Source organism: Bradyrhizobium betae (assembly GCF_008932115.1).
In the GTDB taxonomy this organism is placed as follows: Bacteria; Pseudomonadota; Alphaproteobacteria; order Rhizobiales; family Xanthobacteraceae; genus Bradyrhizobium; species Bradyrhizobium betae.
Window position 1 is genome coordinate 2,362,501 of record NZ_CP044543.1, and the last position, 16,903, is coordinate 2,379,403.

10 protein-coding genes, 2 tRNA genes, 2 rRNA genes and 1 riboswitch (1 of these 15 cut by a window edge) are annotated in these 16,903 nt (G+C 62.7%); of the genes, 6 read left to right on the forward strand and 8 right to left on the reverse strand.

Annotated elements, in window-relative coordinates; translation table 11 throughout:
- The 4 genes from F8237_RS11275 to F8237_RS11290 all read right to left on the reverse strand — a co-directional run.
- Positions 1-646 (reverse strand): 23S ribosomal RNA (locus tag F8237_RS11275) (it extends 2,228 nt beyond the left edge of the window).
- 412 nt (positions 647-1,058) lie between these two features.
- A tRNA-Ala gene (locus F8237_RS11280) sits at positions 1,059-1,134 on the reverse strand.
- Between the two features lie 33 nt (positions 1,135-1,167).
- Positions 1,168-1,244, reverse strand: a tRNA-Ile gene (locus F8237_RS11285).
- A gap of 191 nt (positions 1,245-1,435) precedes the next feature.
- Positions 1,436-2,924 (reverse strand): 16S ribosomal RNA (locus tag F8237_RS11290).
- The 16S and 23S rRNA genes sit together here with 2 tRNA genes alongside, the layout of an rRNA operon.
- Before the next feature lie 976 nt (positions 2,925-3,900).
- On the opposite strand from F8237_RS11290, the gene F8237_RS11295 reads away from it, so the two are divergent.
- A complete protein-coding gene (locus tag F8237_RS11295) occupies positions 3,901-5,979 on the forward strand; it encodes a M23 family metallopeptidase (RefSeq protein ID WP_151644640.1) in 2,079 nt (692 codons plus the stop codon).
- Between the two features lie 88 nt (positions 5,980-6,067).
- Here the strand turns inward: F8237_RS11295 and clpB are convergent, their stop codons facing one another.
- Complete coding sequence (gene clpB, locus F8237_RS11300) at positions 6,068-8,707, reverse strand: ATP-dependent chaperone ClpB (protein WP_151644642.1); 2,640 nt, start codon at positions 8,705-8,707, stop codon at positions 6,068-6,070.
- 241 nt (positions 8,708-8,948) lie between these two features.
- On the opposite strand from clpB, the gene F8237_RS11305 reads away from it, so the two are divergent.
- Entirely contained in the window at positions 8,949-9,734 is a 786-nt protein-coding gene (locus F8237_RS11305; RefSeq protein WP_151644644.1) for an MOSC domain-containing protein, read from the forward strand.
- A 155-nt stretch (positions 9,735-9,889) separates the two neighbouring features.
- On the opposite strand, the gene F8237_RS11310 is transcribed toward F8237_RS11305, so the two are convergent.
- The gene (locus F8237_RS11310; protein ID WP_151644646.1) at positions 9,890-10,549 is read right to left on the reverse strand and encodes an NlpC/P60 family protein; all 660 of its coding nucleotides are present in this window, start codon (positions 10,547-10,549) and stop codon (positions 9,890-9,892) included.
- 204 nt (positions 10,550-10,753) lie between these two features.
- On the opposite strand from F8237_RS11310, the gene F8237_RS11315 reads away from it, so the two are divergent.
- Complete coding sequence (locus F8237_RS11315; RefSeq protein ID WP_151644647.1) at positions 10,754-11,617, forward strand: alpha/beta fold hydrolase; 864 nt, start codon at positions 10,754-10,756, stop codon at positions 11,615-11,617.
- A 113-nt stretch (positions 11,618-11,730) separates the two neighbouring features.
- Here F8237_RS11315 and metW read toward each other — a convergent pair whose 3' ends face one another.
- On the reverse strand, positions 11,731-12,393 hold the full coding sequence (gene metW / locus F8237_RS11320) for a methionine biosynthesis protein MetW (RefSeq protein WP_151644649.1): 663 nt from the start codon (positions 12,391-12,393) through the stop codon (positions 11,731-11,733).
- A gap of 2 nt (positions 12,394-12,395) precedes the next feature.
- Entirely contained in the window at positions 12,396-13,598 is a 1,203-nt protein-coding gene (metX, locus tag F8237_RS11325; RefSeq protein ID WP_151650520.1) for a homoserine O-acetyltransferase MetX, read from the reverse strand.
- Positions 13,599-13,684: 86 nt separating this feature from the next.
- Positions 13,685-13,764, reverse strand: a riboswitch (SAM riboswitch).
- Between the two features lie 217 nt (positions 13,765-13,981).
- Here metX and F8237_RS11330 point away from each other — a divergent pair.
- The 3 genes from F8237_RS11330 to F8237_RS11340 are packed head-to-tail and all read left to right on the forward strand — an operon-like array spanning position 13,982 to position 16,894.
- Positions 13,982-14,830, forward strand: a complete 849-nt coding sequence (locus tag F8237_RS11330) for a chorismate mutase (protein ID WP_151644651.1) — start codon at positions 13,982-13,984, stop codon at positions 14,828-14,830.
- Between the two features lie 34 nt (positions 14,831-14,864).
- Complete coding sequence (gene hisC, locus F8237_RS11335; RefSeq protein ID WP_151644653.1) at positions 14,865-15,959, forward strand: histidinol-phosphate transaminase; 1,095 nt, start codon at positions 14,865-14,867, stop codon at positions 15,957-15,959.
- Positions 15,956-16,894, forward strand: a complete 939-nt coding sequence (locus tag F8237_RS11340) for a prephenate/arogenate dehydrogenase family protein (protein ID WP_151644655.1) — start codon at positions 15,956-15,958, stop codon at positions 16,892-16,894. Before hisC ends, F8237_RS11340 begins: the two co-directional genes overlap by 4 nt.
- Positions 16,895-16,903 lie beyond the last annotated feature (9 nt).

Sequence of the window (16,903 nt, forward strand, 5' to 3'; positions counted from 1 at the left end):
GGCTCCATCTGTTTGTAGGTGTCCGGTTTCAGGTCTATTTCACTCCCCTCGTCGGGGTGCTTTTCACCTTTCCCTCACGGTACTGGTTCACTATCGGTCGCTGAGGAGTACTTAGGCTTGGAGGGTGGTCCCCCCGCGTTCAGACAGGATTTCACGTGTCCCGCCTTACTCGTGGATACATCATCGCATTACTCGTACGGGGCTATCACCCTCTGAGGCCCAGCTTTCCTGACTGGTTCCGATTGTCTTTGATGTATCACTGGCCTGGTCCGCGTTCGCTCGCCACTACTAACGGAGTCTCTGTTGATGTCCTTTCCTCCAGGTACTTAGATGTTTCAGTTCCCTGGGTTTGCTTGAAACCTCCTATGTATTCAGAAGTCTCATACCTTCTCTTGATAACCGGAAATCCAAAACCTCTTCGATCGAAATCTAAAGGTCCAGGCATCTTCCATTATCTGGTCGAACCCCACACCACAGTCTTTCGACTGAGGTCTTGGAGTTCCGGCTATCGAAGGTGGGTTTCCCCATTCGGAAATCCGCGGATCAAAGCTTCTTCGCAGCTCCCCACGGCTTATCGCAGCGTAGCACGTCCTTCATCGCCTCTCAGCGCCAAGGCATCCACCGAACACCCTTAAGGCACTTGATTGCTCTCATTATCAATGTCCACACACTCGGCAGAATGTTGTCTGCAGAATTACCTTGCGGCACGCGCCCTCGATGAACGCTATCTGCAGCCGGACAATGATTAGAAAGACCAGCTTGCTTCGTAAGATCGTTCCGATAGCGAGGCGGTCAAGCTTCGCTAAAAGGATCATTTACAACTCACGCATCTCCCAGATGCAGCCTTGTGAGCTACACTGAAAGGCGCACGAGCGCCGAAATGATCCGGAGATAATGAAGTCTCGCGTGGCAATTGCTTGCCGCACGATCCAACTCGGATCGATCTCCTCTTTACGATGTCAGAAATCACGCAGCTTGCTGTCCATCCGGACTAACAAGTGCGAAGTGATGTTTCGCGGACGATTTTGGTGCACGATCAGTCGATCGATCAAACCATCTGGTGGAGCCAGACGGGATCGAACCGACGACCTCATGCTTGCAAAGCACGCGCTCTCCCAGCTGAGCTATGGCCCCGTAACCAGAAGACGAATGCTCACTCGATGAAAGTGGTGGGCCTGGGAAGACTTGAACTTCCGACCTCACGCTTATCAAGCGCGCGCTCTAACCAACTGAGCTACAAGCCCCTAACGCATATCCAGTCAAGGACCAGGGATCTGCAAGGTTGCAGCCCCAGCGCGTGTTCGTCCGCGAAGAAAGAGAAACGTAGACGGCGAAATCCCGCCAATGCAGCTCAACGATCCTGACGACCGTTGGCCACTGATGTTTCTAAAACGATCCGATAGTGAGCCGAAGCTCTCTGAAGGATCATCCTTAGAAAGGAGGTGATCCAGCCGCAGGTTCCCCTACGGCTACCTTGTTACGACTTCACCCCAGTCGCTGACCCTACCGTGGTTAGCTGCCTCCCTTGCGGGTTAGCGCACTACCTTCAGGTAAAACCAACTCCCATGGTGTGACGGGCGGTGTGTACAAGGCCCGGGAACGTATTCACCGTGGCGTGCTGATCCACGATTACTAGCGATTCCAACTTCATGGGCTCGAGTTGCAGAGCCCAATCCGAACTGAGACGGCTTTTTGAGATTTGCGAAGGGTCGCCCCTTAGCATCCCATTGTCACCGCCATTGTAGCACGTGTGTAGCCCAGCCCGTAAGGGCCATGAGGACTTGACGTCATCCCCACCTTCCTCGCGGCTTATCACCGGCAGTCTCCTTAGAGTGCTCAACTAAATGGTAGCAACTAAGGACGGGGGTTGCGCTCGTTGCGGGACTTAACCCAACATCTCACGACACGAGCTGACGACAGCCATGCAGCACCTGTGTTCCAGGCTCCGAAGAGAAGGTCACATCTCTGCGACCGGTCCTGGACATGTCAAGGGCTGGTAAGGTTCTGCGCGTTGCGTCGAATTAAACCACATGCTCCACCGCTTGTGCGGGCCCCCGTCAATTCCTTTGAGTTTTAATCTTGCGACCGTACTCCCCAGGCGGAATGCTTAAAGCGTTAGCTGCGCCACTAGTGAGTAAACCCACTAACGGCTGGCATTCATCGTTTACGGCGTGGACTACCAGGGTATCTAATCCTGTTTGCTCCCCACGCTTTCGTGCCTCAGCGTCAGTATCGGGCCAGTGAGCCGCCTTCGCCACTGGTGTTCTTGCGAATATCTACGAATTTCACCTCTACACTCGCAGTTCCACTCACCTCTCCCGAACTCAAGATCTTCAGTATCAAAGGCAGTTCTGGAGTTGAGCTCCAGGATTTCACCCCTGACTTAAAGACCCGCCTACGCACCCTTTACGCCCAGTGATTCCGAGCAACGCTAGCCCCCTTCGTATTACCGCGGCTGCTGGCACGAAGTTAGCCGGGGCTTATTCTTGCGGTACCGTCATTATCTTCCCGCACAAAAGAGCTTTACAACCCTAGGGCCTTCATCACTCACGCGGCATGGCTGGATCAGGGTTGCCCCCATTGTCCAATATTCCCCACTGCTGCCTCCCGTAGGAGTTTGGGCCGTGTCTCAGTCCCAATGTGGCTGATCATCCTCTCAGACCAGCTACTGATCGTCGCCTTGGTAGGCCATTACCCTACCAACTAGCTAATCAGACGCGGGCCAATCTTTCGGCGATAAATCTTTCCCCGTAAGGGCTTATCCGGTATTAGCACAAGTTTCCCTGTGTTGTTCCGAACCAAAAGGTATGTTCCCACGCGTTACTCACCCGTCTGCCGCTGACGTATTGCTACGCCCGCTCGACTTGCATGTGTTAAGCCTGCCGCCAGCGTTCGCTCTGAGCCAGGATCAAACTCTCAAGTTGGACTTGAACTTTGAACCGGCTGATCACAACGTTTGACGAGGTCCCACCATTTGTCGACCGAGATCGACTTGCTGCCTGCGATTCACATCGCGGGCAACGATGGTGTTTCCTTGAAAACGTGTACCGCCGAAGTCTTTCGTCCCCTCTCAGAACTCAAAAGCCGAAGCTCTTCAGTACCCGAGAGGCGCAAGGACTCCGCCGTCCACGTTTCTCTTTCTTCATCTTCACTTGTCAAACAGCCCGGGACCATGAGGCCCCAACCCTCCGGAGTGGAAGGGTTCCGACACCCTTACCGGCGACGAATGAACTCCAACCGATTTGTGTCGGCTGTTGTGCACTCAACGAGGTGAGGAGCATCAGTGGCGCGTCCGCTCGCCTTGGTCAGTGACCCGGCGGCGCCGCGCTCAGTGGTCGGGTTATAGGCCCCCCCGCCCGGGATTGTCAACGCCCATCGTCAACAAATCGTCGCACAGTGGATCGTCGCGAAAAATGAAGCGATTACAGTCGATTAGAGAGAGTCAGGGTTCGCGGGGCGAAGTTGCTCGGCAAAAAATCTCAAAAAAAGTTTGCTCGCCAGGGGGCACCGGAGGGGGCTTTTGGCGCCCCCCGGACGGGCCACCAGCGCCCGGCCATTCAGGAAACTTTTTCCATATCGGACGCCGTACTTGAGCCACATTCCCGCGGCGTTCTGATAAGAGACAAGCTTGAATCGCGGGAATGCCAGTGGGGGCTGCCGCGGTTTTCATGGGGTCAGAGGAAGGCGATCTTACGGATGACGCGACCTTCCTCAGACATTCGAGAGACATCGAGAGCGCTTTTTCCGTCCAGCTGTTCGTAATTTCGGCCGGCCCCGAGCTGGGGCTTTCTGAGCGCGGGCGCCTGTGCGGCTTGCCTTTTCCGGCAATCCCCCTTGAAGAGGGCGGCCAGGACGAGGTTCGAAACCGGGCACCTTGGGTCGTTGATTGGGGGACTTCAGTTGAACCACAGGACGTCACGCGGCGCTTACGGGCGTGAGACCGGGATCATCGATCTCGGCCACGAGCCGCCGCTGTCCGTCGACGGTTCCGAAGCTGCCGTCATCGATCGCCGTCGCGTTTCGGTGCAATGGTTCAGCGGCACAATCCTGACCGGACTTTGCGGCGCAGCCCTGATCGGCGGCGCCGTTTTCGCATCTCTGGACGGCGAAATGACCTTCGCCAAGGTGCCGGAGCGCGTCGAAGGTGCGCTGCGTGGCGCGTTCGGCGCCGCCGATCGCGCCGCCACGCTGCACAAGAGCGACCGCCTGCCGCCGCCGAACGAATCCTCCGCCTCGCGCAACATCGTGCGCGTCTCGACGGTCGCCCGGGTCGGCAATCGCGACGTGATGCGCGTGCGCCCCTTCATCCGGATCGCCGGCAATTTGTCGATGACGACGAGCGATCTGTCGGCGAAGATTCCGCCGTTCAACGCGCAACGTCTGCTCACCGACGTCGGCTCCGATCCGAAGGCCGCGTCGGAGGATCCGAACAATCCGGAAGCCGTCGAGCCCGACGCCGAGGTCTCCTTCGTCACCAAGGACCTGTCGCCGGTGCTGCCGAAGGCGAAGATTTCCGCCGTGGTGGCGCTCGACGACATCCTGATGCGGGTGCGCGACGCCGCCAACTGGCGCGGCAATGGCGGGGTGCGTTACGCCTCGCTCGCCAATGCCGCCGCCGACGTTTCCGGCGCGACCGGCAAGTCCGACATCAGCGGGTCCGACATCAAGATGGCCTATGCCACCGAAGTGTCGCCGTCCGATCCCTATGCCGGCTTCGAGACGCGCGTGGTGCCGGAAAACGTCACGTTGCTGCCGAAGACCAAGGAACAGATCACCGGCGGTAATCCCAACGGTGAACGCGTCCACATGGTCAAGAAGGGCGACAGCGTCGGTTCCGTCCTGCGCGATCTCGGCGCGACGGCCGAGGAAATCAAGGCGATCACCGCGACGCTGGGGCCCCGCGGCCGCGACGGCGGCCTGAAGGAAGGCGAGAAGCTCCGCATCCTGATGGCGCCCGCAAGCCCCGGCGCGAGGCTGCAGCCCTACCGCGTCGTCGTCGCCAACGACACCATGGTCGAGGCGATCGCCGCGCTGTCCGATCTCGGCAAATACGTCGCGGTCGACGTCTCCAGCATGAACACCGTCGCGGACGCTGCGGCCAACGCCAACAGCGACGACGATGACGACGATGACGGCACCGGCGTGCGGCTCTACCAGAGCATCTACGAGACCGCGATGCGCAACAAAGTGCCGATGCCGGTCATCGAGGACATGATCAAGATCTACTCCTACGACGTCGATTTCCAGCGCAAGGTGCAGCCCGGCGATTCCTTCGACGTGTTCTACGCCGGCGAGGACGAAGGCGTGACTGCGAGCGAAAAGAACGACGTGCTGTTCGCCTCGCTCACGATCGGCGGCGAAACCAAGAAATACTACCGCTACCAGAGCCCCGACGACGGAGTCGTCGACTACTATGACGAGACCGGCAAGAGCGCGAAGAAGTTCCTGGTCAGGAAGCCCGTCAACAACGCCATCATGCGCTCCGGCTTCGGCGGCCGCCGCCACCCGATCCTCGGCTACGTGAAGATGCACACCGGCGTCGACTGGGCCACCTCTTACGGCACGCCGATCTTCGCCTCCGGCAACGGCGCGATCGAGAAGATCGGCCCCGAGGGCGGCTACGGCAAATACATCCGTATCAAGCATTCCAACGGCTACGAGACCGCCTATGGCCACATGTCGGCTTTCGCCAAGGGCATGGAGCCCGGCAAAAAGGTGCGGCAGGGCCAGGTCATCGGCTTCGTCGGTTCCACCGGCGCGTCGACCGGACCGCACGTCCACTACGAAATCCTGGTCAATGGCCGCTTCGTCGATCCGCTGCGCGTGAAGCTGCCGCGCGGTCGTTCGCTGGAAGGTCCGGTGCTGGCAGGCTTCGAGAAGGAGCGGGACCGGCTCGACGGCATGATGAGCGGCCGCAACGGCGCCATCGCGAGGATGTCGGACGCGACGGGCGGACCGTTGCAGGTGACGAACCGGTAGGTTTCACGTACAGACAGCGCGTCAGAACGAATAGGCCCCGGAGAGGAAAACCTCTCCGGGGCCTATGTCGTTTTCGGCCAGCAGCCGCTCAGTTCAGCTTCCGCTTCGACACCGGTGCCTCGAACTGGGCGATTTCCGCGGTCTGCGGGGCCGTGCCGTTGAAGGTCAGCACGTTGTCTTCGGACGAGATCGCGACCGCATCTCCGTCCTTGATGTCGCCCGCCAGGATCATCTCGGCGAGCGGATCCTGGACGTAGCGCTGGACCACGCGCTTGAGCGGCCGTGCGCCGTAGGCGGGATCCCAGCCCTTCTCGGCGAGCCAGTCGCGCGCCTTGCCGTCGAGCGTCAGCACGATCTTGCGATCGGTCAGGAGCCGCTCGAGGCGGCTGAACTGGATCTCGACGATCCGGCCCATCTCGCTCTTCTGCAAGCGATGGAACAGGATGATCTCGTCGACGCGGTTCAGGAACTCCGGCCTGAAATGCGTCCGCACCGTTGCCATCACGTGCTCGCGCACGGCCGACGTGTCTTCGCCCTCCGGTTGATTCACCAGGAATTCCGAACCGAGGTTCGAGGTCATGATGATCAGCGTGTTGCGGAAATCGACGGTACGGCCCTGCCCGTCGGTCAGTCGGCCGTCGTCGAGCACCTGCAACAGGACGTTGAACACATCAGGATGCGCCTTCTCGATTTCGTCGAACAGCACGACCTGATAGGGCCGGCGTCGCACCGCTTCGGTGAGCGCACCGCCCTCGTCGTAACCGACATAGCCCGGAGGCGCGCCGATCAGCCGCGAGACCGAATGCTTCTCCATGTACTCGGACATGTCGAGGCGAACCATCGCGGTCTCGTCGTTGAAGAGGTATTCCGCGAGCGCCTTGGTCAGCTCGGTCTTGCCGACACCCGTGGGCCCCAGGAACATGAACGAGCCCATCGGACGGTTCGGGTCCTGCAGGCCTGCCCGCGAGCGGCGCACGGCGGTCGCGACCGCACGCACGGCCTCGGCCTGGCCGACGACGCGCTGTCCGAGCTGCCCCTCCATCTTGAGAAGCTTCTCCTTCTCGCCCTCCAGCATCTTGTCGACGGGCACGCCGGTCCAGCGCGAGACCACCTGCGCGATGTGGTTGGCAGTGACAGCCTCCTCCATCATCTCGCCGGAGTTCTCCTTGGCCTCGATATCCGCAAGCTGCTTCTCGAGCTGCGGAATCCGGCCATAAGCCAGTTCGCCGGCCTTCTGGAATTCGCCGCGGCGCTGCGCGTCGGCGAGATCGACCCGCAGACCGTCGAGCTCTGCCTTCAGCTTCTGGGCGTCGGACAGCTTGTTCTTTTCCGCGCTCCAGCGCGCCGTCAGCGCGGCCGACTTTTCCTCGAGCTCGGCAAGCTCCTTCTCCAGCGTCTGCAGGCGGCTCTTCGAACCGGCATCGCTCTCCTTCTTCAAGGCTTCCTGTTCGATCTTCAGCCGGATGATCTCCCGATCCATCGAATCGAGCTCTTCCGGCTTGGAATCGACCTGCATCTTCAGCCGCGCTGCCGCCTCGTCCATCAGATCGATGGCCTTGTCCGGCAGGAAGCGGTCGGTGATGTAGCGGTTCGACAGCGTGGTCGCGGCGACCAAGGCGGAATCGGTGATGCGCACGCCGTGGTGCTGCTCGTACTTGTCCTTCAGGCCGCGCAGGATCGAAATGGTGTCCTCGACCGTCGGCTCCGGCACGAAGATCGGCTGGAACCGGCGCGCCAGCGCGGCGTCCTTTTCGACGTGCTTGCGGTACTCATCCAGTGTCGTCGCACCGATGCAATGCAGTTCGCCGCGCGCCAGCGCGGGCTTCAGCAGATTGGACGCGTCCATTGCGCCGTCGCCCTTACCCGCGCCGATCAGCGTATGCATCTCGTCGATGAACAGGATGATCGAGCCCTCGGCCGAGGTGACTTCCTGCAGAACGGCTTTCAAACGCTCCTCGAACTCGCCGCGATATTTGGCGCCCGCGATCAGCGAGCCCATGTCGAGCGACAGCAGCTTCTTGTCCTTCAGGCCTTCAGGCACGTCGCCATTCAGGATTCGCAACGCGAGCCCTTCGACGATCGCGGTCTTGCCGACGCCGGGCTCGCCGATCAGGACGGGATTGTTCTTGGTCCGGCGCGAAAGCACCTGAATCGTACGGCGGATCTCCTCGTCGCGGCCGATGACCGGATCGAGCTTGCCGTCGCGCGCAGCCTGGGTCAGGTCGCGAGCATATTTCTTCAGCGCGTCATAGGCGTTCTCGGCCGTTGCCGAGTCCGCAGTGCGGCCCTTGCGCAGCGCTTCGATCGCCGCATTGAGGTTTTGCGGGGTGACGCCACCCTTGCTGAGGATTACGCCGGCCTCACTGGTCTTCTCCAGCGTCAGGCCGAGCAACAGCCGCTCGACGGTGACAAAGCTGTCGCCGGCCTTCTCGCCGGCCTTTTCGGCGGCGTCGAAGGTACGGGCGAGCTCAGGCGCGAGGTAAATCTGGCCGGCACCGCCGCCGGAGACTTTCGGCACCTTGGCGAGGGCGTCCTCGGTCGCCTTGAGAATTGCGCGGGAATTGCCACCGGCGCGGTCGATCAGACCCGCAGCCAGCCCCTCATTGTCGTCCAGCAGCACCTTGAGGACGTGCAGCGTCGAAAACTGCTGATGCCCCTCGCGCACCGCAAGCGATTGCGCGGACTGGACGAAGCCCCTGGAGCGTTCGGTATATTTGTCGATATTCATATCTTTTCTTTCCCTCGGCCTGCCCATGGAGCCCACTCAGGCACTCCAAACGGCATCTTCATTGGGTTTCCGCCGGCCATGTTGACGCTGGTCAACCGGCAGTGGTCGTTATCAGCCGGCGCTGGCGTCGGCCTGACCCAAATGTGGGAAGCGTGGCCGCGGATCGGAAGAGGCGAGTTCACAATTTCGTGCGCGGATTCGCGTGCTTGGCGCCACCGGGGCGAATCCCCTAAGTAGCGTCATGACAGCCAGCCAGACCGCCGAAATCACCGGCCTTTACCGCTACCCGATCAAGGGGCTGACGCCGGAGCCTTTACCCCGCGTCCCGTTGCGGGCCGGCCAGACCCTGCCCGCCGACCGCCGCTACGCCATCGAGAACGGCCCGAGCGGGTTCGATCCCGAACAGCCCCAATGGAAGCCGAAGATCCAGTTCCTGATGCTGGCGCGCAATGAGCGGCTGGCGTCCCTCGACAGCCGGTTCGAGGACGCCACCAACCGCCTGACCATCCGGAAGGACGGCCAGATCGTCGCCAGCGGCGATCTGGAGACCTCCGCCGGGCGCGCCGCCCTCGAGGATTACTTCCGCGAGAATTTTCAGCCGGAGCTGAAGGGACCGCCAAAGATCCTGTCAGGACGCGACCACAGTTTTTCCGACGTCGCCCGCAAGGTCGTGTCCATCATCAATATCGGCAGCGTTCGCGCCATCGAGACCATGCTCGGCGCCGCCGTGCATCCGCTGCGCTTCCGCGGCAATCTCTACGTGAAAGGCTGGCCGGCCTGGTCCGAGCTCGACCTCGTCGGCCAGACGCTCGCGATCGGCCAGGCCCGGCTGAAGGTGGTCAAGCGCATCGTCCGCTGCCTGGCCGTCAACGTCGACCCCGAGACCGCCGTGCGCGATCTCGAGATTCCGCCGACGCTCTCGCGCAATCTCGGTCATATGGATTGCGGCATCTATGCCGAGGTGATCGCCGATGGCGAGATTGGCTTGGGGGATGCAGTGGCGGTGGAAGAGCCGAGATTGGTTTGAGCTGCGGTAGGGTGGGTTAGCCCTGCAGATGCGCAAAGCGCATCTGCTCGGCGTAACCCACCACGTCTGTCGACGCGAAAGCAGAAGAGGTGGGTTACGCCCGCGGATCGCGCTTCGCGCGGCCGCGAGCTAACCCACCCTACTTGCCTGCAACGTCAGTTCGGCATCACATACGCATAGATCCGGCCACGCGAGACCGGCGCCTCGCGGACACGGTTACCGTTGTTGCCGGAGATCATGATCGGATTTCCCTGCGCATCGACGCCGGTGATGATGCCAACATGACCGCCGCGGCGGCCGCGCGACATCACCGCGATGGCGCCGACCTGCGGGCCGGAGACACGGGTGCCGTAACGCGCGAACGAATTCGCCATGTCCGATCCGGTGCCATGGTGGCCGGTCTTCTCGAGCACCATGTTCATGAAGCGCGCGCACCACAGGCTGCCGCGCCCGGTCGGATTGCCGCCGACATAACGCCGAGCCTCGGACACGAGACCCGATCCACCGCCGAAGCCAGCGCTTGCAGCCATGCCGCTGTTGGCCATGCCGCCGCTGTTGGCGTTCGGATTGTAGCTGGCCTGGGTGTCCGCGAAGCCGCTCGCCTGCATCTGCGCTGCGCTTCGCTCGAAGCGCGAGCTGCGGGCATGGTGGCGATAATGATGATATCTGGCGTGATGCACGTGAGCGTGCCGCTCCGCGCTATGACGATGATGCGGCCGTGCCGAGGCCGGAGAGGAAAACGCGGCGACCGCCGCGAAGAAGAACGCCAGCGCGACAACACAACGCGACAGGCGAGACGCAAACAACTCGAACATTCTTCATCCTTCGTTGACACCCCCAGTTCCCGATCGGCCCGTGCACGGCCGACATCCGTCTGGCCGTTAAGCCGCCCGATGTGGCGAGAAAAAGACGCGGCGGCAGCGAATAGCTGCGATGATTTTGTGTCGACGCTGCCGCGTTGCGGACAACAGCATTAACTGCGATCCTCGGATCACGGCTTCAAGAGAGGGAAACAGTTAATGCCCCACGCCACGACCAGGGACGATATCCGCATCTATTTCGAAGAGGCGGGTCAGGGAACGCCGATTATTTTTCTGCACGAGTTCGCGGCCGACTACACCAATTGGGAGCCGCAGATGCGTTACTTCTCGCGCGGCCATCGTTGCATCACCTATTCGGCACGCGGCTACACGCCGTCGGATGTGCCTGAAGGCGAGGTCTACAGCTATCAGCATTTCTACACCGACGCGCTCGCCGTGCTCGATCATCTCGGGATCGAGCGCGCGCATCTCGTCGGTCTCTCGATGGGCGCCTATTCGTCGCTCCAGATCGGATTGAACGCACCGCAGCGCGCGCTGTCGATGACGCTCGCCGGCGTCGGCTCCGGCTCGGAGCTCGAGACTCTCGACGCGTGGCGCAGGCAATGCCGCGCCAATGCCGAACAGTTCGAGACGCTCGGCTCCGCCGAGGTTGCCAAGGTGACGCGGGAGGCGCCGAGCCGGATTCCCTTCCTGGTCAAAGACCCGCGAGGCCACGCCGATTTCTACGCCGCGCTGGCGCGGCACGACGCGAAGGGTTCGGCGAACACGATGCGCGGTTTCCAGGGCGGCCGTCCGTCGATCTTTACGATGACCGACGCAATCAAGAAGGCGTCCACATCCGCTCTGATCATCTGCGGTGACGAGGACGATCCCTGCGTCGGGGCAAGCTTGTTTCTAAAGAAGCATCTGCCCGCGGCGGGGCTCGCGATGTTTCCGAAGTCGGGCCACGTGCTCAACCTGGAAGAGCCCGCGCTGTTCAACGAGAGCGTGGAGCGGTTCGTGACGCTGGTGGAAGCCGGGCGCTGGCCGGTGCGCGATCCAAGGTCGCTCGCGGGGCATTAGCTGTCATTCCGGGATGCGCCGAAGGCGCAGGCCCGGAATCCATCGGACCGCAAACGCTGTGGGCCGATGGATTCCGAGCTCGATGCTTCGCATCGCCCCGGAATGACGAGAAACTACTTCCCCTGCCCGCGCGTCAGCAGGAACACGCCCTGCTCGCCGAACAGGTTCCACACCCACCACGGCATCCGCAGCCGCAGCGGGCGGCCGTAGAGATCGAGCGCCTCGGCGCGCTCCATCTTGACGCCGATCGCGTCGCAGAGCTCGACGAAATCCTTGATGGTGCAGAAATGAATGTTGGCGGTGTCGTACCAGCTTGCCGGCAGATTTTCGGTGCGCGGCATGTGGCCGCCGACCAGCAGCTGGAGCCGCATCCGCCAGAAGCCGAAATTCGGGAACGAGACGATGGCACGGCGACCGATGCGCAGCAGATTCTCCAGTACCACCTTCGGCTGCCGTGTCGCCTGCAGCGTCTGCGACAGGATCACGTAGTCGAAAGCGTCGTCGGGATAGTTGACGAGGTCGGTGTCGGCATCGCCCTGCACCACCGCAAGACCCTTGGCGACGCAGCGGTTGACGCCCTCGCGCGACAATTCGATGCCGCGACCGTCGATGCCGCGGGTCTCCAGCAGCTGGAGCAGGTCGCCCTCGCCGCAGCCGACATCGAGCACTTTCGAGCCCGGCTTGACCATCCCGGCGACCAGCAGATGGTCGGCGCGAAACTGGCCGGATTGCTCCTTGGCGAGGCCGTCCAGCGGCAGCACTTCCTGTACGGACATCGCTAGCCCTCCTTGCTGGTGAGCCCGCGCGCCTTGCCGGCCGATTGCAGGAAGGCGCGGGAGATGTCGAGGAATTCGGGCACGTCGAGCAGGAAGGCGTCATGGCCGCGATCGGTTTCGATCTCGGCGAACGACACTCGCGCGCTCGACGCATTCAGCGCATGCACCAGCGCGCGCGATTCCGAGGTCGGGAACAGCCAGTCGCTGGTGAAGGAGACGACGCAGAAGCGGGTCTCGATGCCGGCGAACGCCTTCGCCAGCACGCCGCCATGGTCGCCGGCGATGTCGAAATAGTCCATCGCGCGCGTCAGATAGAGATAGGAATTGGCGTCGAAGCGCTCGACGAAGGACGAGCCCTGGTAGCGAAGATAGCTCTCGACCTGGAAGTCGGCATCGAACGAGAAGGTCGGCAGCTCGCGGTCCTGCATGCGCCGGCCGAACTTGCGATGCAGCGCAGCGTCCGAGAGATAGGTGATGTGCGCGGCCATGCGCGCCACCGCGAGCCCGCGATGCGGATGGATGCCGTGATCGGCGTAGCTGCCATTGTGCCAGTCGGGATCGGCCATCACGGCCTGGCGGCCGAGCTCGTGGAAGGCGATGTTCTGCGCCGAGTGCCGCGTCGCGCAGGCGATCGCCAGCGCGGAGTACACGCGCCTGGGATAGGCCGCGGTCCATTGCAGCACCTGCATGCCGCCCATCGAGCCGCCGACGACGGCGAACAGCGTATCGATGCCGAGCCGGTCGATCAGCATCGCCTGCGCGCGCACCATGTCGGGAATGGTGATGACGGGGAAATCAAGGCCCCATACCTTGCCGGTCCCGGGATTGATCGAGGCCGGCCCGGTCGAGCCCATGCAACCGCCGATCACGTTGGAGCAGATGATGAAGTAGCGGTTGGGATCGAGCGGCCGGCCCGGGCCGACCAGGGTTTCCCACCAGCCCGGCTTGCCGGTGACGGGATGCAAATTGGCGACGTGCTGGTCGCCGGTCAACGCATGGCAGATCAGAACCGCGTTGGAACGGTCGGCGTTGAGCTCGCCATAGGTCTGATAGGCGATCTGGAACGGGGTGAGATCGACGCCGCAGTCGAGCCGCAGTGGCTGGTCCGCGCCGAACTGCGCAACCTGCGAACTCGGATGATCCACCTCATGCGACCGGTCGTCGGCACTGATCGCGGGACTCGGAATCGACTTGACGCCAACCATCATCGACCTCGTTTGCGACCGGTTGCCAAGCCGGCGCTGGATTCAGGCCATGAAAAACCCGGCCTGAACGATAGGTTCGGCCGGGATCGGAAGCGTCCCCGGCCTGTTTAGCGAGTTTTTTAACGTGGCTGCAAGCCGGCCGGCTCAAATGACCACGGAACAGGCAAAAACTACTGTCTTGGGCGGTTTTCGTCAAGTCGGGGTCCGGATTAACCAAAATAGTCCCTCACCGGGCGGCAGAGCAGGGCCAATTTCCCTTTGCATTTCTCTTTGCTTTCGCCGCTCCGACTGCCTAATCAGAACCTCGACAGCAGCGGGCCCGACCTTGCCAATCGACCTGGCCGGCCCGCATTGGAACGCCTCTCAACATTCCCTTGCCAGATATGTCCCAACGTCCGCCCGCGCCACCATCGCTCCAGGAATTGCGCAAGGAGATCGACGCGATCGACGAGGGCATGCACCGCCTGCTGATGCAGCGCGGCGACATCATCGACCGCCTGATCCAGGTGAAGCAGACCCAGGAGGTCGGCTCGGCATTCCGCCCCGCGCGCGAGGCCGCGATGATGCGTGACCTCGTGCAGCGTCATCGCGGCATCCTGCCGCTCGACACGGTCGAGAGCATCTGGCGCGTCATCATCTCGACCTTCACCTATGTCCAGGCGCCGTTCTCCGTGCATGCCGACATCTCGGTGAGCGAGCCCGCCATGCGCGATTCCGCGCGATTCCATTTCGGCTTCACGGTGCCCTACGTCGCGCATTTCAGCGCGCAGGCGGCGGTCGAGGCGGTGGCGAAATCCAAGGGCGATCTGGCGCTGGTCTCGGCGACCTCGAGCCGCACGCCGTGGTGGCTGGAGCTGGAAGCAGCGGGCGCGCCAAAGATCATCGCGCAGCTGCCCTTCGTCGAGCGCGCCGACCATCCGGCCGCGCTGCCGGTGTTCGCCATCTCGCGCGTCGCCGACAGCGCCCTGGTGACGGAGGTCGAGACCTTCAGTGTGCGCGTGTCCGGGTGGAACGCCGACGTCGCGCGCGCACTGTCGCCGCTCGCCGAGATCGTGGCGGTGCCCGATACCGCCTTCGACGGCGCGGCGCTGCTGGTCTCGGTCACCAGCGCAACCAGCATCGACAAAATCAAGGCTGCCCTGATCGAAGCGGGGGCCTCGGTGCGCTCCACGGCCCTCGTCGGCAGCCACGCAACGCGCTATACGGTGCCCCCGACCGGGCCGAAATCGTAAATCGCGAACCTAGCCTGCCATTCCGGAGTTGAAGATGTCCCGCCCCGTGCCGAATCCCGGCATTCTCGATATTGCGCCCTACACGCCCGGCAAGAGCCCGGTCGCCGAGCCGGGCCGCAAGGTGTTCAAGCTTTCGGCCAACGAGACGCCGTTCGGGCCCTCGCCGAAGGCGATCGAGGCCTTCAAGAGCGTGGCGGATCATCTGGAAGATTATCCGGAAGGCACCTCGCGCGTGCTGCGCGAAGCGATCGGCCGCAGCTTCGGCCTCGATCCCAACCGCATCATCTGCGGCGCCGGTTCGGACGAGATCCTGAACCTGCTCGCCCACACCTATCTCAGCCATGGAGACGAGGCGATCTCCACCACGCACGGCTTCCTGGTCTATCCGATCGCGACCATGGCGGTCGGTGCTAAAAACGTCGTTGCCGCCGAGAAGAACCTCACCACCGACGTCGACGCCATCCTCAAGGCGGTGACGCCGAAGACAAAGCTGGTCTGGCTCGCCAACCCCAACAATCCGACCGGGACCTATATTCCGTTCGACGAGGTCAAGCGCCTGCGCGCCGGCCTGCCGTCGCACGTGCTGCTGGTACTGGACGCCGCCTATTCCGACTACGTCTCGCGCAACGATTACGAGATGGGGATCGAGCTCGTCGCCACCACCGAGAACACCGTGGTGACGCACACTTTCTCCAAGATCCACGGCCTCGCGGCGCTGCGAATCGGCTGGATGTTCGGCCCGGAGCACATCATCGACGCCGTCAACCGCATCCGCGGTCCGTTCAACGTGTCGACCCCGGCGATGTACGCCGCCGTTGCCGCGATCGAGGACACCGCGCACCAGGCGATGTCGAAGCAGTTCACCGAGACCTGGCGCAATTGGCTGGCCGAGGAGATCACCAAGCTCGGGCTGAAGGTGACGCCGGGCGTTGCGAACTTCGTGCTGATCCACTTCCCGGAAACGGGCAAGACCTCGGACGCGGCCGACGCCTATCTCACCAGGCGCGGCCTCGTGCTGCGCGGGCTGAAGAATTACGGCCTGCATCATGCGCTGCGCATGACCATCGGCACCGAAGAGGCCAATCGTCTCGTCGTCGAAGGCCTGCGCGACTTCATGGCCGGCAAATGAGCGTCCAGCCGCACTTCCAGCGCGTCGCGCTGATCGGCTTCGGCCTGATCGGCGGCTCGATCGCGCGCGCTGCGAAGCTCCAGGGGCTGGCCGGCGAGATCGTCACCACCGCGCGCTCGGAGAAGACGCGCGCGCGGGTGCTGGAGCTCGGCATCGTCGACCAGGTCGTGGCGACCAATGCGGAGGCCGTGAAGGACGCCGATCTCGTCATCCTCTGCATTCCCGTCGGTGCCTGCGGGCCGGTGGCGCAGGAGATCGCTGATTATCTCAAGCCGGGCGCGATCGTCTCCGACGTCGGCTCGGTCAAGGGAGCGATCGTCAGGGATATGGCGCCGCATCTGCCGAAGAGCGTTCATTTCGTGCCGGCCCACCCCGTCGCGGGCACCGAGCATTCGGGGCCGGATTCCGGCTTCGCCGAGCTCTTCATCAACCGCTGGTGCATCCTGACGCCGCCGGAAGGCGTCGATCCGGCGGCCACCGATCGCCTGCGTGCATTCTGGGCCGCGATGGGCGCCAAGGTCGAGGTGATGGGCCCGGATCATCATGATCTCGTGCTCGCGATCACCAGCCATTTGCCGCATCTGATCGCCTACACCATCGTCGGCACTGCCGACGAATTGGCGCAGGTGACGGAGTCCGAGGTCATCAAGTTCTCCGCCGGCGGCTTTCGCGACTTCACCCGCATCGCGGCCTCCGATCCGACGATGTGGCGCGACGTCTTCCTCGCCAACAAGGAGGCCGTGCTGGAGATGCTCGGCACCTTCACCGAGGATCTGGCAAAGCTCACCCGCGCCATCCGCCGCGGCGACGGCGAGGCGCTGTTCGACCACTTCACCCGCACCCGCGCCATCCGCCGCGGCATCGTCGAGATCGGCCAGGATTCGGCCGCGGCGGATTTCGGCCGCCAGCATGGGCAGCTCGGCAAGAAGCCGTAGCGGCTTCAT

What these genes read in the sequence shown, in the direction of transcription:
- F8237_RS11340 (WP_151644655.1), top strand. Translation starts at nt 15,956, where the DNA reads ATGAGCGTCCAGCCGCACTTCCAGCGCGTCGCGCTGATCGGCTTCGGC.
- hisC (WP_151644653.1), top strand. Translation starts at nt 14,865, where the DNA reads ATGTCCCGCCCCGTGCCGAATCCCGGCATTCTCGATATTGCGCCCTAC.
- clpB (WP_151644642.1), bottom strand. Translation starts at nt 8,707, where the DNA reads ATGAATATCGACAAATATACCGAACGCTCCAGGGGCTTCGTCCAGTCC.
- F8237_RS11315 (WP_151644647.1), top strand. Translation starts at nt 10,754, where the DNA reads ATGCCCCACGCCACGACCAGGGACGATATCCGCATCTATTTCGAAGAG.
- F8237_RS11330 (WP_151644651.1), top strand. Translation starts at nt 13,982, where the DNA reads ATGTCCCAACGTCCGCCCGCGCCACCATCGCTCCAGGAATTGCGCAAG.
- F8237_RS11310 (WP_151644646.1), bottom strand. Translation starts at nt 10,549, where the DNA reads ATGTTCGAGTTGTTTGCGTCTCGCCTGTCGCGTTGTGTTGTCGCGCTG.
- metX (WP_151650520.1), bottom strand. Translation starts at nt 13,598, where the DNA reads ATGGTTGGCGTCAAGTCGATTCCGAGTCCCGCGATCAGTGCCGACGAC.
- F8237_RS11305 (WP_151644644.1), top strand. Translation starts at nt 8,949, where the DNA reads ATGACAGCCAGCCAGACCGCCGAAATCACCGGCCTTTACCGCTACCCG.
- metW (WP_151644649.1), bottom strand. Translation starts at nt 12,393, where the DNA reads ATGTCCGTACAGGAAGTGCTGCCGCTGGACGGCCTCGCCAAGGAGCAA.